The organism is Chryseobacterium gleum (assembly GCF_900636535.1).
Classification (GTDB): Bacteria; Bacteroidota; Bacteroidia; order Flavobacteriales; family Weeksellaceae; genus Chryseobacterium; species Chryseobacterium gleum.
The window spans coordinates 2,124,640-2,150,138 of sequence record NZ_LR134289.1 but is presented as its reverse complement, the minus strand read 5'-3'; the positions used below and the strand labels follow the sequence as shown (position 1 = coordinate 2,150,138).

General features: G+C 37.2%; 14 protein-coding genes and 2 tRNA genes. 7 read left to right on the top strand and 9 right to left on the bottom strand.

Features of this window, described 5'->3' with window-relative positions:
• Window positions 1–90 precede the first annotated feature (90 nt).
• The 4 genes from EL165_RS09800 (at window position 91) to EL165_RS09785 (ending at window position 8,173) form a co-directional block, all read left to right on the top strand.
• Window positions 91–2,664 (top strand): zinc-dependent metalloprotease, encoded by a 2,574-nt coding sequence (locus EL165_RS09800; protein ID WP_228370553.1) that lies wholly within the window; start codon window positions 91–93, stop codon window positions 2,662–2,664.
• A 6-nt stretch (window positions 2,665–2,670) separates the two neighbouring features.
• Window positions 2,671–6,000 carry a SusC/RagA family TonB-linked outer membrane protein gene (locus EL165_RS09795; protein WP_002977524.1) on the top strand — a complete coding sequence of 1,110 codons (3,330 nt, stop codon included), beginning with the start codon at window positions 2,671–2,673 and terminating at the stop codon, window positions 5,998–6,000.
• A 12-nt stretch (window positions 6,001–6,012) separates the two neighbouring features.
• On the top strand, window positions 6,013–7,332 hold the full coding sequence (locus EL165_RS09790) for a RagB/SusD family nutrient uptake outer membrane protein (protein ID WP_002977525.1): 1,320 nt from the start codon (window positions 6,013–6,015) through the stop codon (window positions 7,330–7,332).
• Between the two features lie 79 nt (window positions 7,333–7,411).
• Entirely contained in the window at window positions 7,412–8,173 is a 762-nt protein-coding gene (locus EL165_RS09785) for a LytR/AlgR family response regulator transcription factor (RefSeq protein ID WP_002977526.1), read from the top strand.
• A 72-nt stretch (window positions 8,174–8,245) separates the two neighbouring features.
• Here EL165_RS09785 and EL165_RS09780 read toward each other — a convergent pair whose 3' ends face one another.
• The 5 genes from EL165_RS09780 to EL165_RS09760 form a co-directional block, all read right to left on the bottom strand.
• Window positions 8,246–11,302, bottom strand: coding sequence for a non-ribosomal peptide synthetase (locus EL165_RS09780; RefSeq protein WP_002977527.1), 3,057 nt, complete (start codon window positions 11,300–11,302; stop codon window positions 8,246–8,248).
• 261 nt (window positions 11,303–11,563) lie between these two features.
• Window positions 11,564–11,636 (bottom strand) — tRNA-Phe (locus tag EL165_RS09775).
• Between the two features lie 532 nt (window positions 11,637–12,168).
• Window positions 12,169–12,241 (bottom strand) — tRNA-Phe (locus EL165_RS09770).
• Between the two features lie 109 nt (window positions 12,242–12,350).
• Complete coding sequence (locus EL165_RS09765) at window positions 12,351–14,192, bottom strand: bifunctional lysophospholipid acyltransferase family protein/GNAT family N-acetyltransferase (protein WP_002977529.1); 1,842 nt, start codon at window positions 14,190–14,192, stop codon at window positions 12,351–12,353.
• A 22-nt stretch (window positions 14,193–14,214) separates the two neighbouring features.
• A complete protein-coding gene (locus EL165_RS09760; RefSeq protein WP_002977531.1) occupies window positions 14,215–15,453 on the bottom strand; it encodes an aspartate kinase in 1,239 nt (412 codons plus the stop codon).
• Between the two features lie 325 nt (window positions 15,454–15,778).
• On the opposite strand from EL165_RS09760, the gene fbp reads away from it, so the two are divergent.
• Complete coding sequence (fbp, locus tag EL165_RS09755) at window positions 15,779–16,795, top strand: class 1 fructose-bisphosphatase (RefSeq protein ID WP_002977533.1); 1,017 nt, start codon at window positions 15,779–15,781, stop codon at window positions 16,793–16,795.
• The gene (locus EL165_RS09750) at window positions 16,795–17,799 is read left to right on the top strand and encodes an o-succinylbenzoate synthase (protein ID WP_002977536.1); all 1,005 of its coding nucleotides are present in this window, start codon (window positions 16,795–16,797) and stop codon (window positions 17,797–17,799) included. The genes fbp and EL165_RS09750 overlap by 1 nt, the downstream gene beginning before the upstream one ends.
• A 529-nt stretch (window positions 17,800–18,328) precedes the next feature.
• Here the strand turns inward: EL165_RS09750 and EL165_RS09745 are convergent.
• Window positions 18,329–19,459: an alpha/beta hydrolase gene (locus tag EL165_RS09745; RefSeq protein ID WP_002977540.1), complete on the bottom strand. Its 1,131-nt coding sequence runs from the start codon at window positions 19,457–19,459 to the stop codon at window positions 18,329–18,331.
• A gap of 150 nt (window positions 19,460–19,609) precedes the next feature.
• On the opposite strand from EL165_RS09745, the gene EL165_RS09740 reads away from it, so the two are divergent.
• The gene (locus EL165_RS09740; RefSeq protein WP_002977542.1) at window positions 19,610–21,283 is read left to right on the top strand and encodes a glutamine--tRNA ligase/YqeY domain fusion protein; all 1,674 of its coding nucleotides are present in this window, start codon (window positions 19,610–19,612) and stop codon (window positions 21,281–21,283) included.
• A 90-nt stretch (window positions 21,284–21,373) separates the two neighbouring features.
• Here EL165_RS09740 and EL165_RS09735 read toward each other — a convergent pair whose 3' ends face one another.
• From EL165_RS09735 to EL165_RS09725, 3 genes are all read right to left on the bottom strand, one after another.
• Window positions 21,374–22,270: a 3-hydroxyacyl-CoA dehydrogenase gene (locus tag EL165_RS09735; protein ID WP_002977544.1), complete on the bottom strand. Its 897-nt coding sequence runs from the start codon at window positions 22,268–22,270 to the stop codon at window positions 21,374–21,376.
• A 246-nt stretch (window positions 22,271–22,516) separates the two neighbouring features.
• Window positions 22,517–24,445, bottom strand: a complete 1,929-nt coding sequence (locus tag EL165_RS09730; protein ID WP_002977546.1) for an oleate hydratase — start codon at window positions 24,443–24,445, stop codon at window positions 22,517–22,519.
• An 89-nt stretch (window positions 24,446–24,534) separates the two neighbouring features.
• Window positions 24,535–25,413, bottom strand: coding sequence for a helix-turn-helix domain-containing protein (locus tag EL165_RS09725; protein WP_002977547.1), 879 nt, complete (start codon window positions 25,411–25,413; stop codon window positions 24,535–24,537).
• Window positions 25,414–25,499 lie beyond the last annotated feature (86 nt).

Genomic DNA, 25,499 nt, shown 5'->3' with positions numbered 1-25,499 from the left:
TCCCTAATATTATATATATGATTCATGATACCTATAGCTTTGCGGCTGAAACTAAGATATTTACTATTTGGAATGAATCGGACTATTTTAATGAAGAATTACAGGCTTGCACTGTATCTCGGTCTTGCTGTGGCTTCACCAATGGCAGTAGCACAGAAAAAAGATAAAGATACGGTAAAGGTCAACAAAGAAAAAACGGATAAGACAGAAACCTCTTCCTCCAAGAAAACCAAAAAGATTGAAGACCTGATCAAAAAAGGAACCTATAAAAAAGGGCTTTTTAATACCATTCAGGTAAAAACGGATATTTATTTTGAGATTCCTGACAGCTTAATGGGGCGCCAGTTTTTGGTGGTCAACAAGCTTTCTCAGGTACCGATGCAGGTGAATGAAGCAGGTTTAAACAAAGGAATGAATTATGAAAATAAAGTCATCTCTTTCCACCGTGATCCTATAGCTAAAAAAGTATGGGTGAAAACTGTTGTACCTAAGGTATCATCCCCAAAAAATGATGCCATTACAAAATCTGTAAAAGACAATTTTTCAGAATCTGTCATTGAAGTCTTTGATATTGAAGCACAAAACAATGACTCTACAGCTGTAGCGATTAAAGTCAATAAAGTTTTTGACGGAAATCAGAAAAGCTTTAATGATGTATTGGCCAATGTAGGATTGGGAGGATCTGTGAAGTCAAGCCTTTCTTATATAGAAGGAGTAAAAACTTTTCCCAAGAACCTTGTGGTGAAGTCTCAATTGTCTACTTCTGTCAATGAAGGTGGCGTAGATCTTCCGGTAACATTAGGAGTTACAACCAATCTGGTTCTGCTTTCTAAAATACCGATGAAACCAAGAGTAGCGGATTCAAGAGTCGGATTTTTCTCCGAAAAACACTGGTCATTTAATGACAACCAGCAGAAAATGGATGAGAAATTCTTCATTACCAAATGGAATCTTGAACCCAAAGATGAAGATAAAGAAAAATACTTAAGAGGTGAGCTGGTAGAGCCTAAGAAGCCGATTGTTTATTATATCGACCCGGCGACACCAAAACAATGGCGTGAGAAAATCATCGCCGGAGTACATGACTGGCAGGCGGCGTTTGAGCAGGCAGGATTCAAAAATGCAGTGATTGCGAAAATGCCGGATGAGAAAGATGAAGATTTTGATATTGATGATGTAAGATATTCTGTGATTACCTACGCCGCTTCGCCAAAGTCAAATGCAATGGGACCATCAGTAGTAGACCCGAGAAGCGGGGAAATTATCGAGGCAGATATTATCTGGTGGCATAATGTAATGACTTCTCTTCATGACTGGATGAGAATTCAGACAGGGCCTATTGATCCAAAAGCAAGAGGAAATAAATTCAGTGATGAACATATGGGTGAAGCCATCCGTTTTGTTTCATCTCATGAAGTAGGACACACTTTCGGACTGAAGCACAATATGGGAGCATCCTTTGCTTTTCCTGTAGAATCGCTTCGCTCCAAAGAGTTCACAGACAAAATGGGAGGTACAGCTCCTTCCATTATGGATTATGCCCGTTACAATTACGTAGCTCAGCCGGAAGATGGAGTTACAGCCATAACTCCGAAAATTGGCCTTTACGATAAATATGCCATAGAATGGGGTTACCGTTGGTATCCGGATGAATTCACAGAGAAAAAAGCGCTGAAAAACTTAATTGAAAAACATCAGGATGACCCGATGTATTTCTATGGAGAACAGCAGAGCTATCTTGAAACTATTGATCCGCGTTCACAGTCTGAAGATTTGGGAGATGATGCGATGAAAGCCAGTGAATACGGGATGAAAAACCTGAAAGTGGTTATCAATAATCTTTTACAATGGACCTATGAAGATGGTAAAGATTATACAGATGCCGGAAAACTGTATCTGGGAGTAATCGGGCAGTGGGATCTGTACACAGGTCATGTGATGGCGAATGTAGGAGGAATTTACCTGAACAATACAGTTTTTGGAAACAAAAAGAAAGCTTACGAGGCGGTTCCTGCAGAAATTCAGAGAAGAGCGGTTGATTATCTTGTTAAAAATGCCATCAACCTTCCGGAATGGTTATTCTTTAATCCGATTACAGAAAAAACGTACCCGGTAAAAGATTCGCCAATGGGACCATTTGAACAGACACCGTATACCCTTGCAAGAGGAATGCAGTATGCGAATATCTATTCTTTATTTATGGATGACAGGTTACTTAGGCTGCTCGAAAATGAATTAAAACATCAGATGTCCGGCTCAAAAGACGAAATCTATACGGTTGAGAATTTATTTGATCAGGTGAGAACAGCCATTTTCAGTAAAAAAGGAAGCCTTACGATGCTTGAAAAGATGACACAGAAAAATTATGTGGATGCCTTAATTGTTTCAGTAAACAAATTATTTGAGAAAACGGCAGTGAAAGGATTGAAAACAGATGATAACCTGAAGATCCCGACCATCTGTAATTTTCATGAAGATGATCACGGTTTGAGGAATATCAATTATTCATCCATGAAAAGAGTATCTGAGGTTACTACGTACAAGAGAGCAGAACTTCAGAAGGTTCTGGACTTACTGAACAGAACAAGGTACAGAGGTGATGATGCTTCGAGAGCACATTACACAGATTTAATCATTCGTATACAAGAGGCTTTAAACAAATAAACGGCAATGAAAAAAACTCTAATACTTTTACCTCTTTTGGCTGCTAATATAGCAATGGCCCAGCAAAAGAAAACCATCACCGGGAAAATAGAAGATGCCAATACATCCCATATTATCAGCGGTGCATCTATAAAAATCGAGACACAGTCAGTGTCTACAAAAACAGAACTGGAAGGAATTATCGAAAGTGTATCAGTAGGTACAGTGACTGATAAGGACGGAAAATTCATACTGGAAATCCCTGCCGATACAAAATCCGTACTGGTAAGTTTTCCAGGTTATGAATCCAGGGTCATTCAGCTTAATGAAGGGCAAACGAATTATACCATCAGACTGACTTCTGAAGTTTCAGATAAAAATAAAATCCAGGAAGTAATTATCACCGGTTACCAGAAAATTGAAAAGCGCAAGCAGACTTCAGCAGTTTCTACTGTAAAAATGGACAACATCAGCCAGGCTGGTGTGGCCAGTGTAGACCAGATGCTGGCAGGGCAGATTGCTGGTGTGGCAGTAACTCCCGAAACCGGTGCTCCTGGTAGTCCTGCAAAAATCAGAATCAGGGGTACAGCTTCTCTTTCCGGACCTCAGGATCCGCTATGGGTAATCGATGGTCTTCCGTTGGAAGGAAATGATGTGCCTAACTTTACGGATAAAGACAATATTGACCAGCTTCAGAACTTCTCTATTGCAGGTTTGAACCCTAACGATATTGAAGATATCACCATCCTTAAAGATGCGGCTGCAACGGCAATTTACGGAGCAAGAGCTGCAAACGGGGTAATCTCCATCACAACCAAAAAAGGAAAAAAGGGAAGCTTAAAACTGAATTTCTCTGCAGATACTTTTGTTACAGCACGCCCTGATTTTGATAAACTAAACCTTTTAAATGCTTCTGAAAAAGTAGATCTGGAACTGATGCTTGCCAAACGTGCAGATCTTACTTACCGTGCAGATAAAGGAGAAGTGATGAGAATTCTGACTCAGAACAACCAGCTTGATGTTTTCAGAAACGGTGGTTTTGACGCGTTGAATTCATTCACCCGTCAGCAAATTAACGGTTTAAGAAACAACAATACAGACTGGGGCAAACTGTTGTACAGAAATGCTATCAACAAACAATACGGATTAAGTGTTTCCGGAGGAAGTGACCGTGCAGATTACTATTTCTCCCTGGGATACTATGATGAAGAAGGAACAACTATCGGGACAGGTTTTAAAAGGTATAACCTGACTTTAAAAAACAATTACAAATTAAGTGATAAGTTAAATGCAGGAATCTCTATTTTCGGAACACAAAGTGAACGTACATCTTTTGTAACGGATGCTGATGCTTCAATAAACCCGGTTAACTATTCAAGGAATGCCAATCCTTACATGAAACCTTTCAATGCAGATGGAAGTTACAATTATGATAGAGATATGGATGGTTTTGAAGACCGTTATATTCCTTTCAACTTCCTTGAGGAAAGAGAAAATACCAATTATTCGCTGAAAAATAACTCTTTGAAAGGTATTTTAGATTTAGAATATAAAGCTTCAAAAAGTTTAAGGTTTACCTCTCAGTTAGGGATTCAGTATGATGCCAACAAAACAGAGAAGTTCGCAGCAGAGAATACTTACTTCACCAGAAAAATGAAAGAAAATACCCGTTATTACAAAGACGGTAAATACAATTACTTTCTGCCGGCTGGTGCTGTAAAACAAAACTGGGATAATGATTTCTTCCAGTACAACTGGAAATTGCAGGCGGCATACAGCACAAAGATCAATAAACATGAGATTGATTTGATGGCCGGTACGGAAATCCGTAAAACAGAAGATAATACAACGATTACAAGAGCTTTCGGATATGATCCGAAGACCAGAAGAGCTACGGCCATTGTTTTCCCGAATTCAAGTTTTGCAGCAGATAAAAGATATGAAACCTATCGTGAAAATCCTCCAATTGAGAATGCTTATGCTTCCATGTTTGCAACAGCATCTTATACTTACGACCAGAAGTATACATTCTTTGGAAGTGTGAGATATGACGGAACCAATCTTTTCGGGGTAAATAAAAAATATAAATATCTTCCGATCTGGGCAGTTTCAGGATCATGGCTGGTAACGAAAGAAGACTTTATGAAAAATATTTCTGCGGTATCTAACCTTAGGCTTAGAGCATCTTACGGTCTTCAGGGAAATATCGACAGAAATACATCACCATTCTTTATTGGTGAATATAATGATGCAACCATTCTTCCGGGAGGAAAAGAAGCAATTATTAATGTTCTCAGCCCTCCGAACGATAAACTGAGATGGGAAAAAACAACCAATACCAACTTAGGGCTTGATTTAGGATTGTTCAATAACCGTGTAAGCCTTACCGCTGATGTCTACAGCAGAAAAGGTACAGATATGATCAGTATGAAAGAAACCCCTCTTGAAACCGGGTTCGAATATACGATGATGAACTGGGGAAGCTTAACCAACAAAGGTTTTGAACTGGCAATATCGACCAGAAACATCAATCATGATAATTTCAAGTGGACAACTACCATCAACTTTGCTCATAACAAAAGTAGAGTATTAAGTGAGCAGCCACGTGATAACTCATTGCTTCCGTCAAGAGAAGGACTTCCTGTAAATGCTGTTTTTGCTTTGAAAACTGCAGGAATGGATGAACACGGAAACCCATTATTCTGGAAAGGTGATCAGAAGATTTCGGCAGCAGAATTCTTTAAGTTATATGATGTATATGCAGACTTTCTTCCGGGACAGTTGGTAGATACAAAGCTTTCAAACGCTGAGCTGAGAAGCCTGTTTACCTATGTAGGAGACAGAGACCCGAAATTTACCGGAGGGATTATCAATACCTTTAAGGTAAGTAATTTTGATCTTACAATTTCTGCGACATTCAACCTGAAGCAGACCGTAATGAGAACTCCGTCTTACCGCGGTATGGAGCTGGACAGAGGAAGAAATTATACAAGAGATATCTATGAAGCAGGAAGTTCACTTCCGGGTATTACGAGTCCTGATATGGATGCTAATCCTGATGGATGGATGGCCAATAAATGGTTTGCCGGAAACCGTTCAAATGCGTACAGCTTATTGGATGTTTGGGCGAAAGAGATCAGCTACATCAGAATCAGCAGTATCCGTTTAGGATATACGCTTCCTAAAGAATTTACCAATCCTATGGGGATTTCCAGTTTGAGACTGAGCGTTGAAGGACGTAACCTTTTCGTTTTCAGTAACGGATATAAAGGATATTTCGATCCGGAAACGTATGGTAATATTTATGCACAGCCTATCACCAAGTCGGTAACTGTAGGATTTAATGTTTCTTTTTAAAATTTGAGAAAAATGAGAAAAATTACAACAATCATAGCACTTTCAGCAATCAGTTTAATCAATATCGGATGTGACAGGTTTCTGGATATTCAGCCTGAAGGAAAAATTATTCCTGAAACTACCGAAGATTACCGGAAAGTTCTTACGTCTGCCTATTCAAAATATCCTGTTCACAAATCTCTGGTAGCCCTTCGTACCGATGAGGTGAATATTGATGATAATTCTACGGATTTTATCTCTTATCGTGAGATTGCCATGTGGAAAGATTCAAATAATGATCAGGCCTCTACGGAATTTCCATGGGTAAGCTTTTATTCTGTGAACTTCTATCTGAATCAGATTATTAATGAGGGAAGCAAAACTATGCAGGATTCTCCTGAGAAAAACCAGATTTTAGCAGAGGCTTATGCGCTTCGTGCCTATCTGTATTTTGATATGGTAAATTTATACGGAAAGCCATACAACAGTGCCACGGCTGCTACCGACAGAGGGGTTCCAATTAATCTTGAAATTGATCTTGAACAGGTATTGAAACCATCATCCGTACAGGAAGTATACAATCAGGTTCATGCAGATATGAAAAAAGCAGAAGATCTGATGGTTGAGCAGAAGCAGCCACTGGGAGTCAATTACAGGTTCTCAAAAACTGCATTGCTGGCTTTTGAAGCAAGAACAGCTCTATACGAAGGAGACTGGAACAAAGCTTTAAACTATGCAGATCAGGTACTGGCGGTAAAAGCAGATCTTGCTAATTTAAATACCGTAAATACTCCGCCCAACCATTATGCTTCCCCAGAATCTATTATGGCTTTGGACAATACCTGGGATAATTCTATTAAGAATTTATCTTTTGCATCTCCGGAGCTTATTTCTTCATACAATACTACGACCGACAGAAGGCTTGGCATGTATTTTGAAAAAAATGGAAGTAAGTATAAGGTGATCAAAGGAGGGAGTTTAGAATTTAAAGTGTCTTTCAGAACCGCTGAACTGTACTTTATAAAATCTGAAGCATTATTAAAGTTAAATAAACTTAATGAAGCTAAAGAAGTACTTCTGAAAGTAGTAAAAAACAGATATACTCCGGACGGATATACTTCAGTACAAAATGCAGTGTCTTCAATGGATTCTACAGCATTTATGAACTTTATCCTGGTTGAGAGATTCAGAGAATTTGCTCTGGAAGGGCAGAGATGGTTTGATTTAAGAAGAGCCAATCAGAAAAAAATAAGCCACACCATCAGTGGCAAAGAGTATATTCTTCAGCAGAATGATCCGCGATATACCATTGAATATCCAATGAGTGCGAAGAAGAATAACCCTAATTTATAAAACTTCATATCAAATTCAATACAGAGGAAACCGCTTGAACTTAATTGTTTCAGCGGTTTTTTTGTACTTTTGCATCGTTATGAAAATTGCCATTATAGAAGATGAGCTGCTGGCTGTTAATTATCTGAAAAATCTTTTGGATATACAGAGCATAGTCCCTGTTACAGAGACTGTTATTCTTCGTTCCAAAAAGCAGGCAATTGATTTTTTTGAGAAAGATTCAGCAGATCTTATTTTTATGGATATCCATCTTGGTGATGGGATGAGTCTGGAAATCTTCGAACAGGTAGAACTTTTTACCCCGGTTATTTTTATTACCGCATTTGATGAATATGCCATGAGAGTCTTCAGGCATTTTACCATTGATTATCTTCTGAAGCCTTTTGAAGAGGGGGATCTCCATAAAGCTTTACAGAAATTTATCTCCATAAGAAACAATTTCGACCCTGAACCGGTACTTAAATCTATTTCTTCATTAAGCCAGACAGAAGGTGAGGTGATGAAACGCTTCATGGTAAGAGAAGGGAATAAATTAAAATCAATAGACGAACATAATACTGCCTACTTTTTTGCCTCCGGGAAATACCTTTTCCTGACTACTAAAGATCATCAGACTTATATTTATGATGATACTATTAAAGATATTATTCAGAAGCTGAATCCTGCAATTTTCTTTAAAATAAACCGGAAATTTATTATTAATAAAAATTCAGTTACGGAAATCATCAAACATTCAAGCCAGAAAGTAGAATTGAAACTTTCTCCTGAACCGGAAGTGAATACAGAAGTTTTTATCAGTAAACCGCAGATTGCCGAGTGTCTGAACTGGCTGAACACTTAATACTTGTTTTAAGAGGTTAACAAAAAACCTCTGAAGAACAGAGGTTTTGAGGTGCTTTATAAATGCTTAGTACTAAATCATCTTCATATATCTGAGATACGCTTCTATAACCGGCTTATTAAAAATGGCGGGTCTGATATCTGAACCTTCTAAAAAACGTTCTGTATTACTGCTTTTAAAATAATAGGTGTTTTCATAAGCTTCCACCAGCGATTTTCCTTCGTGAACATCATCAGAAAACAAATAAAGCAATGCATAGACAGGCGTTTCATGATTTCGTTTCCATTGTTCAAACCAGGTTTCAAAATCTAAACTTTTCATTTCCAGTCCGCAGTAATCGGTGATACGGACACAAAAATCGGTAAGAGACAGATCATGCTCCGGTAAAGGATTCAGATTAAAGTTGAGCCCAATTGCCTCCGGATTCTGGCTGATATGAGCAATAGATTTGCAGACATAATCTACAGTGATTACTTCATCTTTTAATCCCATTACCAATGGAAAAGCTTTTAGTTCAATACAGGAACGCATCAGTGAACTCCACCATTGGTTTAATGGAGTGGCACCGGTTTCCCCATGGCAAACTACAAACCCTAAACGGAAATTGATCAGGGGAAGACCTTTGGCACGGGCTTTCGAAGCCATACTGTCCATTACCCATTTGCTTCTGATATATCCCATATCTCGGCATACGGCAGGTAAGTTTTGTTCAATAGGATCATCCTCTGTCATCCATGTTTTTCCTGTAAAGCTTCTTCCCCAGCTGTAAACTCCTATAGATGAAGAAATGATCAGGAATTTTGTTTTTTCATGAACTGCCAGATGTAATATATGCGCCATGCCGTCAACATTTGGTTTTTTGATGTGTTCGTAAGGTTTCACATAACTTACATCACTTCCCATGTGGTAAATTACCTCAATGTTTTTCAGAAGGTATTCATATAATTCTTCATCAATTCCTAATTTGGGCTGGGTCAGGTCACCTAAAACAATTTTGATTTTATCCTCATACTCTGTTTTCCATATCAGTTTGAATTTTAAAAAAGTACTTTTAATACGTTCCAGACCCAACGTTTCGTTCTCAGCCCTTACAAGACAATAAATAACAGCATTCGGATTCCGGGGAATGAGTTCTTCCAAAAGATGGGAACCGACAAAACCTGTAACACCTGTGAGGAAAATTGTGGAAGGATTAGATAAAATCTTAGGATCAGGTTGTATGGTAATTTCAAAATCAAAAGGAAGTTGGGCATCCTTTATAAGCTGTTGTTCCACAAGACGGGCTTTCTGTTGCTGGCTAAGCTGATTTTGTGCCAGCCGGGTTTCTGCTTCCTTTACAAAAAGAGATATGGTTGGGAACTGATACAGCTCCGGAAGTGATATTCTTTTCTGGATGTTAAATGGTAAAAGGGCGTGCAGATGTCCTAGCATCAGAGAATGTCCACCCAATTCAAAGAAATTATCATTTTCATTTATTTCATCAAGGTTCAGTAAATCCATCCATATTTCCTTTATTTCCTGTTTAAGATCTGAGGTATCTACTTTTTCCTTTGCCTTTTTTGCGGATTGCTGTAAGGGAACATGAAGCTTGCTCTTATCAATTTTTCCAGTAATAGTCAAGGGAAGTTTGTCATACAAAATAATTTTTTCAGGAAGCATATAAGTTGGAAGACTTTGTTTCAGTCTTGCACGGATATCTTCCGCAGTGATACGTTCTTTGTCTGTTTCATAAAGTTCCAGAAATGCAACAAGAACAGGCTGTCCCTGGTCTGGGCGATGTACTTTTACGGCCACATTCGCAACCTGTGCCAGTTGTCCTATATGATGTTCAATTTCTTTTAATTCGATTCTGTATCCTCGTAATTTTACCTGCTCGTCCAGACGCCCTACAAACTCAATGTTACCATCTTTCCGCAAGAATCCCCGATCGCCGGATTTATATAATCTGTAGCTGATTCCGTAATCAGACTGCATCCATTCAGGTGCATCAATGAATACTTCTGAGGTTTCTGCCGGCTTATTGATGTACCCTTTTGCTACCTGCATACCACCAATATAAATTTCTCCGGTAATACCTTCATTCACATACTCCATATCTTGATTGAGAATATGAATATGGGTACCCTCCAAAGGTTTTCCAATAATATGAGGATTGGTATCATCCTGAAAATGATGGGTGATAACACCTACGGTAGTTTCAGTAGGACCATATACGTTAATGAGACGTATTCTGTTGCACCAGTTTTTTACTGTTTGTTCTGACGGTACTTCACCTGCAATGGAAAGGGTATGGAGCTTTCCGATGGGAAGATTTGTTGGTAATGTGCTCAATACAGCCGGAGGAAGAAAAGGAACAACTTCGATCTGGTGATCAACAATAAAGTCCAGCAAAGGTTTTCCAACAATTTTATTATCAGGATACAGAACAACGGTTGCTCCTGTAAACAAAGGAATCCAAATATCAATGATAGAAACATCAAATCCGGCTGAACTGAACTGAAGTGTCCTGTCTTTAGCAGAATAACCCCAAAGTTTTGTGAAAGATACAATAAAAGCATAAAAAGCCTCATGATGAATTTCTACACCTTTTGGAATCCCTGTACTTCCTGAAGTATAAATAATATAGGCTGTCTGCTTCAGATCTATATCATCTGGATTGATTGTAATCCGATCCCCTGCAGGTTCATTAATTCCGTGGCTCATATTAATCAATTGAGCCTGTGTTTCTTCAAATTTGTCAAGATAGGGATCTTCAGTGATGACAAGTTCAGCTTGTGAATCTTCGATAATGATTTTAATCCTGTTTTCCGGCAATTGTCCATCAATAGGAATATACGCTGACCCTACTTTCAGTATAGCCAGAAAAGCAACAATACGTTCAGTAGATTGTGACATGCAGACAGCAATGGGAGTTCCTTTTTTTAATTGTAAGGACAGAAGATAGGAGGCCAGTTGATCCGATTGGAGATCCAGTTCTTCGTAGGAGAGGCTTTTACTTTCTGAAATAATTGCTGTTTTTTCGGGTAAAGAACGGCTTACTTCTTTAAAAATAGAAATAACATTTTTAAACTGACTTTGTTGAATGCTAAATTCATTGTCAGCATTTTCGGGAATGATTGAATGTTTCATGATTTGTTTTTTGGGATTGGTGTTGTTATAATTATTTATAATTGTTTATGTTTAAATATAATTCAATTATCTTAAATAATTCCTCTTTATGTGATTAAATATTTTTAATTTTCTTATTTAGATGCGAAATTGTCGGTTATAAGGAAGTCGGAGAGATTAAGAATTGTAATTTTGATTCAGAAGATAGTATGGAAATCCGAAACGATTAAGAAATGAATATAAGAACAAAAAAACCTCTAAAATGAATTAGAGGTTTTGAAGTGGTTTCTCCAGGAATCGAACCAGGGACACATGGATTTTCAATCCATTGCTCTACCAACTGAGCTAAGAAACCATTATGTTTTTGTTTATTACTTCGTTGTTTTAAAGTGATGCAAAAGTATAACATTTTATGATACCGCGCAAGTATTTTGTTTTATTTTTTTAAAGAAATATCCTGGTATAGCTTGTTTTTGATTTCAATGTACTGTTCATCAGTATTTTGATAGATTATTATTTTTTTCAGTTTTTCTTATATTTTACTTTTTCAGATGATAATAATTTCCCGTTGCACCTTAGATAGGAAATGAAATAAAAGCTTCACTTTAGAAATGCAGGTAAAAACTCTAGAGGTATTTACAGAACCCAAAAACAGTCTCTAGAAATAGTCCAGTGTGATGAAGAAGAGAATCTGAGGCGATATTACATGGAATGCTGAAAGTTTACTTTATACTAGTGTAGTAAAGGATAGAGCATCATTTCAGTATTTCAGAAAACAATTATTACGGAATACCTGATTTAAAAGACAGATTGATGAGGGTTCAGGGAATTATATCGCATGAATATAAAAAAACAAAAAAACCTCTGACTAATCAGAGGCTTTAAAGTGGTTTCTCCAGGAATCGAACCAGGGACACATGGATTTTCAATCCATTGCTCTACCAACTGAGCTAAGAAACCATTATATTTTTGTTTGACTTACTTCGTTGTTTTAAAGTGATGCAAAAGTAGTAAGTTTTAGTATACAAAGCAAGTATTCATCGTACTTTTTTTGAATAAAGTTAAAAACCTACTGATTATCAGCCGGATTATTTTCCTGCTCTTTTCTGATCTGTTCGCTCATCTCTTCCAATACCGGTTTTATCGTGTTTTCCGGAAGGTCACTGATTCGGATATACATCAATCCATCGATCGCATCATTAAAGTTGGGATCCACATTAAAAGCAATTACTTTTGCGTTTTGTTTGATGTATTTTTTGATCAGGACAGGAAGTCTCAGTTCAGGCTCAAGATCATCAATAATCTTATCCAGCTTATTAAGGTCAGATTCCATTTCCTCAAAGAAGATGTTTTTATCCCTGTCACGAAGCTTTACCTTGTACTCATTCCTTGGAGTGATATATTGAGCTACAGCAGAATCAAAATAATTGGAGCGCATAAACTCGATCATCAGAGACTTTGAGAATTCCGAGAACTTATTCGAGATGCTCACACCTCCCATAAGGAATTTATGGTCTGGATTTCTCAGGCATACATGTACAATTCCTCTCCATAAAAGAAAGAGTGGAAGAGGCTTTTGCTGATATTCCTGGCAAATATAGGCACGGCCCATTTCGATTACCTTTTTAAAGAAAGGGTGGATGTCCTGCTCAAATTCAAATAAAGAACTTGTATAAAAGCCTTTGATGCCATATTTCTTCATTACTTCTCTACCCAGTGCCATTCTGTAGGCTCCCACCAGTTTTTTCTCACCATTGTCCCAAAGGAAAAGATGATGGTAATGCTTATCATATTCATCCAGATCAAAAGGAAGGTTACTTCCTTCACCTACAGCACGGAAGGTAAGTTCTCTCTGACGTCCGATTTCCCTCATGATAGAAGGGATTTCCTCATAAGTCGTAAAGTAGATCTCGTAATTTCCGTTACTGAACAGCATTTTGTCAGTTCCTCTCAATTTGTCAACATCATTTATGATATCTTCAAGAGGAGTTTCATCAATAATATTCTGAACAATATTTTCTTCCTTCAATAAAGGAAATTTTACAGATAAGTTCTTAAGATTGATACTCTGAGCAAGAGATTTTCTTTTCTCATAATAAGATTTCATCATATAAACCTTACGTTTCAGAAACTCTCCCAATTCCTCTATTGTTTCCATATCGTCCATTGCCTTTACTGTAATGGGACGTCCAATTCTGATTCTGATAGGTTTTTCCCTGTCATTCATCATTTCTGCAGGAAGCATCAGGGTTTGTAAATTTGGATGAAGCTTGGCTACCTGATAAAAAAGCCGGCTGTTTTTGGCATGGAAATACATTGGAACTACCGGAACCTTAGCCATTCTGATAAGCTTAAGTGCTGTTTTTTCCCATTCCTTATCTAAAATTTCTCCGTATGGATTATTTTTGTTGGAAACTTCTCCTGCCGGGAAAATACCTACGCAGCCTCCGTTTTGTAAATGCTTGAGTGTTTCACGCATTCCTGAAGAACTGCTATAAGCTTCTTTTCTGTTTTCAAAAGGATTTACAGCGATTACATACGGCTCCATAGGTTTGATCTTTTCCAAAAGGAAATTCCCCATTACCTTGAAATCCGGGCGAACCTCTGTCAGGATCTTGCACATCAGGATTCCGTCAATAGCACCCAGCGGGTGATTGGAAACCAGAATAAACGGTCCCGTTTTCGGAATCTTTGCCAGATCCTCTTCAAAAGCTACGTAGCTTAGGTTTCTTTCTCTCACAAATGAGTCGAAAAAGTCTTTGCCTTCCTTATCTTTTAATTTATCGTATAATTTATTTACTTCATTTATTTTAGCAATGCTCATCACAGCAGATGCTACCGGGTTCTTAAGGAACCCGATTTTGTTTAAGCCGGAAGCTTTGATCAGATCGTTTTTCGAAATTAAACTCATGTGTGTTTAGTCGCAATTAATATTATTGTGTTACCATTTGAAGAGTATTCTTGGAAATTTGTTCCAATAATACATTTTTTTCATGGTAAAATTGATCAATGTGATCCTTCTTCGCATTTCTTACTGTGAATAAAGATACATTTTTAATTGCTTCGGTTTTAAAAATTTTTTGAAGCTCTTCGTTGAGCTCATCAATATGATTAAACTTGTCTTCCAGGCACAATGCCAGGGAGATTGCAGAATTCTGCATTAAGGAAACTTTAATTTTATATTTGGATAAATATCCGAAAATCAAACTCATATGGTCTTCCGCAATGAAGGAAAAGTCTCGTGTAGAGATTTTCAGAAGGTCCTGATTTTCTTTAAGAATATAAGTTTCCTCTTGCTGGTTTTTTTCAGAAGCGCCTACTTTTGTTCCCTCTTTGGTAGGATCTACGAAAGATTTTACATAAAAAGGAATATTTTTTTGCTGTAACGGCTGCAATGTCTTCGGGTGAATAACGCTTGCACCGTAATAAGCCATCTCAATTGCTTCCTCGTAGGAAATATTGGAAAGCAGCTTTACATCACTGAATTTCCTTGGATCTCCCGTCATCACTCCCGGTACATCTTTCCAGATGGTCATCGCTTCTGCATTTAAGCAATAGGCAAAAATAGCAGCAGAGTAGTCAGAGCCCTCTCTACCTAATGTTACCGTAAAATTATTCTCGTCAGATCCAATAAATCCTTGTGTGACATAGCAGATTTCAGGATTAAGATTTGAAATAAATTCTTCAGTCTTTGTCCAGTCTACCATACCTTCTCTGTATGAATTATCTGTCTTTATATAATCCCTGGCATCCAGCCATTGATTGGTAAACTGGATCTCATTCAGATACTCACTTACGATTTTTGTAGAGATCATTTCTCCGCAGCTTACCACCTGATCATATACAAAGTTGTAATTGGGAGACTTGTTTCTTCTTAAAAATGAATCAATATCATCAAAAAAGAGGTTAATTTCAGCAAAAACAGCGTGGTTTTCAGGGAAAAGTCCCTCCGCAATCTCAATATGTTTTTGTTTTATCTTTTCAATCTCAGTTTGATAGTTTTCTTTTTTGAAATAAAGCTCTACAACCTTTTCCAACTCGTTGGTCGTTTTGCCCATTGCCGAAATCACCAGCAAACATTTGGCAAATCCTTGGCTTTCCAGAACCCTGGACACGTTTTTAACACTGTCAGCATCTTTTACAGATGCTCCACCAAACTTGAAAATTTTCATTAAATTGTTAAAAATAAAATTGTTAGATAAAAAATTACATGAGTTTTTTACGGACGTCAAAATTATAAATTTACAACGAGATATGAAATAGCCCGGCAGGGAGATAGAATTAAGATTTCCTTAAAAATCAACAATTCATGAAATAATCTGAATTTTTTATGAACATGAAGCTGCAAATTTGGAGGTCGGATTTTCAATAATGTCCTGGTATTATGTTGTGTTTGGCTTGTATCTTTTTGAAATACAATGGTTAATCTCTTTTTTAATTAAATTTTCTTAATGCGATAAATTTTCCGAAATTTGGGCAAAACGTAAAAAGAAAAATATGTCAAATCAACCATTACAGACTTTAGGAGAATTTCTTATAGATAAGCAGGACGATTTTCAGTATTCTACAGGTGAATTCTCTCGTCTTCTAAGTGCAATAAGATTGGCTTCGAAAGTGGTAAACAGAGAAGTAAATAAAGCCGGAATTGTAGATATAACAGGAGCTGCAGGAAACCAGAATATTCAGGGAGAAGAACAGCAGAAGCTTGATGTGATCGCCAACGAAATTTTTATTACGTCTTTGTCTCAGAGAGAGGTGGTTTGTGGGATTGCATCTGAGGAAAATGATGACTTTATTGATATCAAATGTGGTGAAAACGGACATTTAAGCAAATATGTGGTGCTAATTGATCCCTTGGACGGATCTTCCAATATTGATGTTAATGTTTCTGTAGGAACTATTTTCTCCATCTACAGAAGAGTTACAGAGCCGGGAACACCTGTACAACTGGAGGACTTTTTACAGAAAGGAGTTAACCAGATTGCAGCGGGATATGTTATTTACGGTTCATCCACAATGATCGTTTATACAACAGGAAACGGAGTAAACGGATTTACACTGGATCCATCTTTAGGAACTTATTATCTTTCTCATCCAAACATGACTTTCCCCAAAACAGGTAAAATTTATTCCATTAATGAAGGAAACTACATCAAGTTTCCTCAGGGAGTAAAGAATTACCTAAAATATTGTCAGATGGAAGAAGGTGACCGTCCTTATACTTCAAGATATATCGGTTCATTGGTAGCTGATTTTCATAGAAATATGCTGAAAGGCGGAATTTATATTTACCCTTCTTACTCACAGGCTCCAAACGGTAAATTAAGACTTTTATACGAATGTAATCCAATGGCGTTTCTTGCTGAACAGGCAGGAGGAAAAGCAACTGACGGATTCCGAAGAATTCTTGAAGTAGAACCTACTGAACTTCACCAGAGAATCCCATTCTTCTGTGGAAGTGTAGAGATGGTAGAAAAGGCAGAAGAATTTATGCGAATTGACAGCGTAAAATAATGGAAGCAACATATCTGAAATATTTATTACAATTTAAACGCCCGAGTGGAACATCTCGAGGCGTTTTGCTTGATAAGGAGACCTTTATCCTGACTGTTTCTGAAGAGGGTAGAAAAGGAATAGGTGAATGTGCTGTTTTCAGAGGGTTAAGCTTTGATGACAGACCTGATTATGAAGAAAAACTCAAATGGCTGTGCGAAAATATCAATCTGGATGCAGCTTTTCTGAAAGAAGAACTGATAGAATTTCCATCCATCTGGTTTGGTTATGAACAGGCTGTTCTGAATCTTAGAAATGGAGGAAATCTTTATTTTCCCAGTGAATTTACCGAAGGAAAATCTGCCATTACCATCAACGGTTTGATATGGATGGGAGATGCAGCGTATATGGAAGAACAGATTCAGGATAAGCTGAAAAAAGGATTTCATTGCATCAAATTAAAAATCGGGGTTGATTGGAAATCTGAACACATTATCCTTCAGAAATTAAGAGAGAAATTTTCCAAAGATCAGTTGGAACTGCGTGTTGATGCCAATGGAGGTTTCAGTAAAGACGAAGCGATAGTTGTTTTGCAACAGCTTGCTGATCTACATATTCATTCTATTGAACAACCTATCAAAGCCGGTAACTGGGATGATATGGCTGAGTTATGTGCAAAAACTCCTATTCCGATCGCATTAGATGAAGAACTGATCGGAATCATTGACCCTGAAAAAAAGAAACAGCTTTTAGAAAAAATTAAGCCACAATATATTATTTTAAAACCTGCATTGGTTGGAGGATTTTCCGGTTCGGATGAATGGATTTTCCTTGCTGAGAATCAGAATATCGGTTGGTGGATTACATCAGCTTTGGAAAGCAATATTGGATTGAATGCTATTGCCCAGTATACTTTTACCAAAAAAAATCCAATGCCTCAAGGTTTAGGCACTGGAGCTTTATTTGTTAATAATTTTGAATCTGTTTTAGAACTTAAAAATGAGTTGCTATGGTTCAAAATATAACTGTTAAAAGTTACTTAGCATAATGGTGGAGGCGAATCTGGACATGTAGTTTGCCTACAATAGTCCTGCGCTTATGATCACAGCACATAGTAAAGGAATGTCAACTGTGACATACAAGAGGAGAAGGTTTTCTCGTTTTGCGGTTTTGGTTTATCTCATTTTATGATAATAAATATTAAACCCTATTATAGTTTATCGAATATGGATTTGGTTAGTATCAGTTTTTTAATCTGCAATCCCTTCCTGTTCAGAATGTTTGAATTTTTTTAATCCGGTCTGTAGGAGGACCTGGCAGTAATGGATCGAATATTTTGTTGATTTAGAGGTTGTTACACAATTAAATCACATCTTTCACGAAAATAGCTTTCTTGATATAGTTTAATATATTAGAAAACCTTTTTTTAATCTGTCCCATAATTAAAAATTGTAATTCCCTAATAAATGAATTAGCAATCATTGTGCCATACTGCTGTTTTTTAGTTAATTTTTAACGTATAATTCATTTTTCAGGGACTATTTTAATTATTTATTAAGAAATAATTGTGAAAATGTTTTCACTTTCTTTAGATCTGTTGGTAATAAGATTTCTGTCGATTCCATATAAATTCTGGAAGATATCATTTTGAACCTGAGAGCTGGAAAGGTATCCCCAGTGATTTCCTACTTCATACTTAAAGCTGTTTAGCAGATCATCTTTTACAAACGTACAATCGATAACAGATACAATATCTTTATACTGATCAATGTCGCTCGGACCATTTTTACCAAGCCTTGGGGTGAGGATATTTTTCGTAAACTGAGAAGCTCCGAGAATAATATCCTGTCTGTTTAAACAAATGGAAATCCTGTTGGCCAATAACGGAAGCTTATTAAATGAATCCTCGGCATCTTCAAATACTTTATAGCTCACATCAGCATTTAAAAGGAGAACTTGGTCTATAACACGAAGAATATTTTCTCTTTTAAGGCTGTATAACATACTTTGAAGAACTCTGTTTCCCATAGAGTGGGCCATAAAATGTATTCTTTGATTACAAGGTGCAAGATCCCGGTTGGAAAAAATATCTTTTAAAAACTGAGTGTAGAAATAAAACAATCTCATCAGGGATGTTCCGGAATTGATACTTGATGCTTTATCATCAAAATAGCTTAACGGAATAATACTGCTGGAAGCCGGCCAGCTTACGAATAAAATATGTTCTACAGGAGATGCCGGATTATCAATGAATATTTTTTTTAGATCCAGAATAGCCTTTAATTCATCATCAAAATCATATAAATAGCCATGGATGAATATCAGGACGTCACTCCTGTCTTTAGTGGAAGACATATTTTTGTACAATTCATAAAACATCCTTTGGGTTCCGCCAAGATTATTGGCTGTAAGAGTGGATTCTTTAATTCCTTTTTCGCTCAGCAGAACTTCCAGTACTTCTTCATACCCTTGCTTTTCAGGTTCAGAAAAAAGCTTGTAATTTAAAATATTTCTGTTGGTATAGTCCTTTTTCTTTTTAGCCTGTAGAGAGGGTTCCTGATAATTGTCAAAATCACATTTTGCGATCCTGAAATTCGGAATCGAGTATTCATCATTGGAAAAAGAGTCCACTTTTTCGCCTTTATGCCGGACAATTTTCCGGTTGCTTAAGATATAAACAGCCATGATGGTTATTGGTTATAACGGTTTTAGATTTCCTAAATTAGTGAAAAATATTGAATTCTAACCATTAAGGGTTTTAAACTATGACTTTTACAAAAGCTTATTTTTCCGTAACTTTGTAAAACTTTTTTGCTAAAAACAAAAGCTACTTTAATGGAAGAAGAAAAAAAATCACTCAATTTTATTGAGCAAATTATTGAAGATGATCTGGCAAACGGTCTGAAAAGAGATCAGATCCGTTTCCGTTTTCCGCCTGAACCCAATGGTTATCTGCATGTAGGTCATACAAAAGCGATCTGCATCAACTTTGGACTGGGCGAAAAATACAATGCTCCCGTTAACCTTCGTTTCGACGATACGAACCCTGAAAAAGAAGAGCAGGAATTCGTAGATTCTATTATGAAAGACGTTGAATGGCTGGGTTTCAAATGGGATAAAGTTTTGTACGCATCTGATTACTTCCAGCAGCTTTACGATTGGGCAGTTCAGTTAATTAAAGAAGGAAAAGCTTACGTAGATGAGCAGCCGTCTGAAGTGATTACGGAGCAGAGAAAAAATCCTACAGAACCGGGAATTGAATCTCCATACAGAAACCGTCCTGTTGAAGAATCATTAGATTTATTCGAAAGAATGAAAAACGGAGAATTTGAAAGTGGTTCAATGTCTCTTCGTGCAAAGATCGATATGGTTTCGCCTAACATGAATATGCGTGACCCTGTGATGTACAGAATTTTGAATAAACCTCACCACAGAACAGGTACAGCATGGAAAATTTATCCGATGTATGACTGGGCCCATGGTGAATCCGATTATATAGAACAGGTTTCGCATTCACTTTGTTCTTTGGAATTTGAAAACCACAGACCGCTTTATAACTGGTATTTAGATCAGGTTTATGAAGAAGGAAAGGTTAAAAACAAGCAGAGAGAATTTGCAAGGATGAATGTTTCCTACATGATTACTTCCAAAAGAAAGCTTCAAAGATTAGTAGCTGAGGGGGTAGTAACCGGATGGGATGATCCAAGGATGCCTACTATTTCAGGGATGAGAAGAAAAGGATTTACACCGACTTCTATCAGAAATTTTATTGAGAAAGTAGGAGTAGCGAAAAGAGAAAACCTTATCGAAATTCAGTTGCTTGATTTCTGCGTGCGTGAAGATCTGAATAAGGTTGCCAAGCGTGTGATGGCAGTGGTAGATCCGGTGAAATTAGTAATCGAAAACTATCCGGAAGACAAAGAAGAATGGTTGGAAACTGAAAATAATCCGGAACAGGAAAATGCAGGGACAAGAGAAATTCCGTTCTCAAGAGAATTATATATTGAAAGGGAAGACTTCAAAGAAGAAGCGAACAATAAATTCTTCAGACTTAAATTAGGCGGAGAAGTTCGTTTGAAATCAGCTTATATCATTAAAGCGGAGAGAGTAGAAAAGGATGAAAATGGAGAAATTACTACAATCTATGCTACTTATGATGAAAAAAGTAAGTCAGGAAGCGGAACAGAAGAAAGCTTAAGAAAAGTGAAAGGAACTTTACATTGGGTATCTGCAAAGCATGCTATTCCGGTAGAGGTAAGAATCTACAACCAACTTTTTACAGTGGAGCAGCCTGATGCGGAAAAAGATGTGGATTTCTTAAACTTCATCAACCCTGAGTCTGTAACAACGGTAAAAGGATTTGCTGAGCCAAGTCTGAAAGACGTTGCGGTGGGAGAACCATTACAGTTCCAGAGAATCGGATATTTTACAAAAGATCAGGATTCTACAGATGAAACCCTGGTATTTAACCGTACGGTAACTTTGAAAGATTCTTATAAACCTGAATAATTTTCAGGAATAGACCATAAAACAAAAGCAGGACTTCATACAAGTCCTGCTTTTATTATTTAATAGCTTAAAATATTAAAGTATGATATTTTATTTCAGGAAATCCTTGTCCTGATAGGCGGGATTTGGATATTTATAAAATCCTTCCCCGGTCAATACTCCCAGTTTTCCTTTATCAATAAATTCTTCTTTTAATTTTTCAACGGCTTTTATCTTTAGTGGATCCTGAGTTTCTTCAGCTTCCATTTTATTGATATTATAAGCGGTTGTGATTCCTACAACATCCAGAATTCCAAAAGGGCCGGTTGGTGCTCCGGTGGCGACCATCCATGTCTTATCGATTGTTTCTATATCTGAGACTTCATCTACCCAGAGATTGACTGCAGCGCCAAGCAACGGAACCAATAATGAATTGACAATATACCCGGGTTGTTCCTTTTGGATAGGAAGTGCTACCATTCCAATTGCTTTTGCAAATCTGATAAGCGAATCAAATACTTCCTGTGAAGTTCCCGGATGCCGCATTACCTCTCCTGTATTGTGCTTCCAGATTTCATTGGCAAAATGGAGGGCTACAAACTTTTCCGGTCTGCCTGTAGCTTCAGCAAACTGACTCGGCAGAAGGGTAGAAGAATTCGTTGCAAATACCGTTTTTTCAGGGGCTACCTGAGCCAGCTTATGGTAAAATTCTGTTTTAATGGTTGGATCTTCGGGAACTGCTTCTATCAGAAGATCAGCATCTTTTACTGCTTCAGCAAGATCAGATGAATAACTGATATTTTTAAATGTAGCATCAAGTTGTGCCTGCGTTGCACCCACATCTTTTTTATAAGCTTCACTTAAAGTGGTGAATTTACCTTTGGCTTTCTCCAATACTTCATCATTGATATCATATACAGTAACTTTGAAACCTTGATAAGCAGTCTGAAAGGCGATCTGATATCCTAATACGCCGCTTCCTGCTATTGTTATGTTTTTAAAATCCATGAGATTTATTTTTATATCTGTTTTAGAATAGTTGTTTGTTTTTTTAACGCAAAGATTTATAAAAACTGATTATTATTTCAAGAGGGCAAAGGCAGATAAATCTGCTTCGCAAAGTTATACGCTTCATCAAATCAACTTGTTGATTCTCTTCTTTGCTCCCTCTAATACATTATTATAATTCTAAACCTTTGCGTTAAAAATAAAGTATGTACTACTTTAAAACTATTGTTTTGTAAGCTAATATTTTCAATCTTTTACTCCTTTTACCCATTCCTGAAATCTGGTTAAGAAAGATTCGTGTTCTTCTTTTTCTTCCGGGCGGTTTACCAGAATGTGTTCAAAGTAAGTTCCTTTTAATATTTTTCTTAAAATTCCTTCTCCTAAGAAAGGTTTATAGTCATTCAGAGCCTGAGTCGCTTTTAATAAATGTCTGATATCATACTGCAGTGGATTGATGTCCGGAACCTGTTTATTAAGGTTAAGCAGGTTGTAAACAGCTATTCTTGCAGTTCTTACAGAGCTTTCCATGGTGAATACAACATCATTATTGGTTTCTACAAACTGTCCTACAAGACCTAAGTTGGTACATCCTTCAGGAACCACTCTCGGACGGTCTCCCATCGCTCTTGGCATAAACATAGATGTGATATAAGGCATGAATGCTGTACGTACAATGGTATTTTCAGTAACATTATCCAGCTGGTCTGTTATACCAAGGTGGTAGCATAACTCGGCAAGAATCTCGTTTCCGGTACATTGAGGCATAGTTTTTTTGATATAATTACCTTCTTTATCCATCAGTAAAGCATACACCCAAACTACAAGGATATCATCCGGCTGAGTAGGGAAGTGCGGCTGTCTGTTGCAGGTAAAACTCATCACCCAATTGGAGTCTGTAATGGTAATAATTCCTCCTGTAGCAGTTCTTCCTGAATAAGGATCATTTACACACAGTTCTTTTAGTTTCTCTGTAAAAGCAGAAGGACGGCATGTTAAGGTTGCAGATTCCCAGGAAGATTTTTCAATATGACTACAGAATTTTTCAGGTTTCCCGAATACTTCAGATTTCGCGGCAAGATTTTTCCAGAGTTTCCATCCGGCACTTTGTCCTGCGCTGCTGTTATCTATTGTAACTTCAGGAACGGTATTGTTATCACCGTAGAAAGTACTTTCGGTCATAGAGCCGGTAGTTACAATAACGTAATCCTCTTTACTGATTGGTATTTTTACTTCCTCTCCGTTTTGTTCAGTAATAATTCCTTCTACGGTTTTTCCTTCCGTGTTAATATGAATATCAAGATCTTTTACAAGGGTATTAAACTGAATCTGTACACCTTTTTCTACCAGGAAGTTTTTTAGTGGAGTTACATAGGTGTCATATTGGTTGTATTTCGGGAATACCAGGCATGAGAAGTCTTTCATTCCGTCAATGGCATGAAGGAACCTGTGCATATAAAGTTTCAGTTCCAGTAAGCTGTGCCAGTTTTCGAAGGCAAACATAGAACGCCAGAAGAACCAGAAATTACTGTTGAGGAAAGATTCAGAAAAATAATCTTCAATCGTGAGATCGTCTAGCTCTTCTTTTTTCTTCAACAACAGTTTTACAATTGCCAGCTGATCTTTTTTCTCAAGTCCGAACTTACTGAAATCTTTGATCTGTCCCTGGTTGTGAATGAGTCTTGCTTTGGAATAATTCGGGTCGTTGTCATTAACAAGGCGGTATTCATCCAATACACTGTAAGGTGCAGGCAGCTCCAAAGCAGGAATATCCTGGAACATGTCCCATAAATTTTCATAGGTCATATCCATTTCCCTTCCTCCCCGGATAATATAGCCGTCTTTTGCGTTGCCGGCTCCATCAAGAGATCCGCCTTCAACGTTAAGCTGATCGAGGAAAATAATATTTTTGCCGGGTACACGGCCATCGCGGATGAAATAGTAAGCGGCAGACATGCCGGCAATTCCGCTTCCTACAATATAGATTTTACTGTTTTCGTAAGACTGTAAAGGAATACCTTTATTACGTTGATAGTTTCCGATCTGATCGGAGAAAGGCATCGTTTTTTCAGGAGTGTTAATCTGAACTTCTTTGCTTGAATCCGGCTCGTGGTTTACATTTCCAAACTGGTCAGAGGCATTTAAAACTTTATCGAATTTTGAATTGATCGTACTCATCTTTTATTGTTTTTAATTAACAATATAAAGGTACCTCTATTCTGAAAGCGATGTATATCCCCAAGTTCAGAATTATTATCCCCAAATTCTTATGACTGGATATTTTCTTTAATTCTATATTCTGAAGGAGAAAGTGTAGTGTGCTTTTTGAAAAAGCGGCCGAAAGCTGAAGCTGAATTAAACTGAAGTTCAAAGGCTATTTCTGAGATTGTGACATCCGGATTTCCAAGCATGACATAAGCTTCTTTCAGCAGCGCTTCATCAATAACCTCATGAGGTGTTTTTCCGCTTGCTTTCTTAATGATTTCGATGAGATATTTATTGGAAACGTGAAGTTGATCCGCATAAAACTGAACCGTTCGTTCTCTGGTAATATTTTCACGGATCAGTTTACCGAATTTCAGATAAAGATCTTTTTTTCCTTCTTCCCTTTCCGGATTTGCAGCGTTTTCCTGTTCTATAATCTCAGCAGTTTCAAGCAATAGATTGAATATAATGGTACGAATAATTTCTTCAGTGAATTTACCCTGTTTTTTGGATTTTTTGTCAAGATAATCAAGAAGGTTCTGCAGCAATAAAGAATTTTTTGCAGTGGTTTTTACAATACTGTATGAACCTTTGGAAAAAAGATTCATTTTCTCAATGATAAAAGGATTGGAAATATTTTTAATCAGAAAATTTTTGTCGAAGAACAGCAGTTTCATTGTAAAATCGTTACTTGCTTTTCCAAATTTCACAATCGTAGAAGGTGCAGCGATCAAAAAGCTGTGAGCGTCTACCCTGTATTTCTGTCGGTCTATCTCAATATTGATTTCACCTGCGGTACAAATGCACAGAGCATAGTAATCCATTCTGAAAGGAGACTTCGGAAATTTGAAAATCGGTTTTCCGGAAGAAATATAGTAGGATTGGCAGCAATCAATACTGTAAAAAGATAACGTGTCATGTAAATTTTCGTAGGTAAGCATTCTTACGTATTGATTAAGTTTTTATGGTGTTTTTAAGAAGTTTTAGTTTAAAACTCCTGTTGTTACTGCAATTTACGTTTTTTATA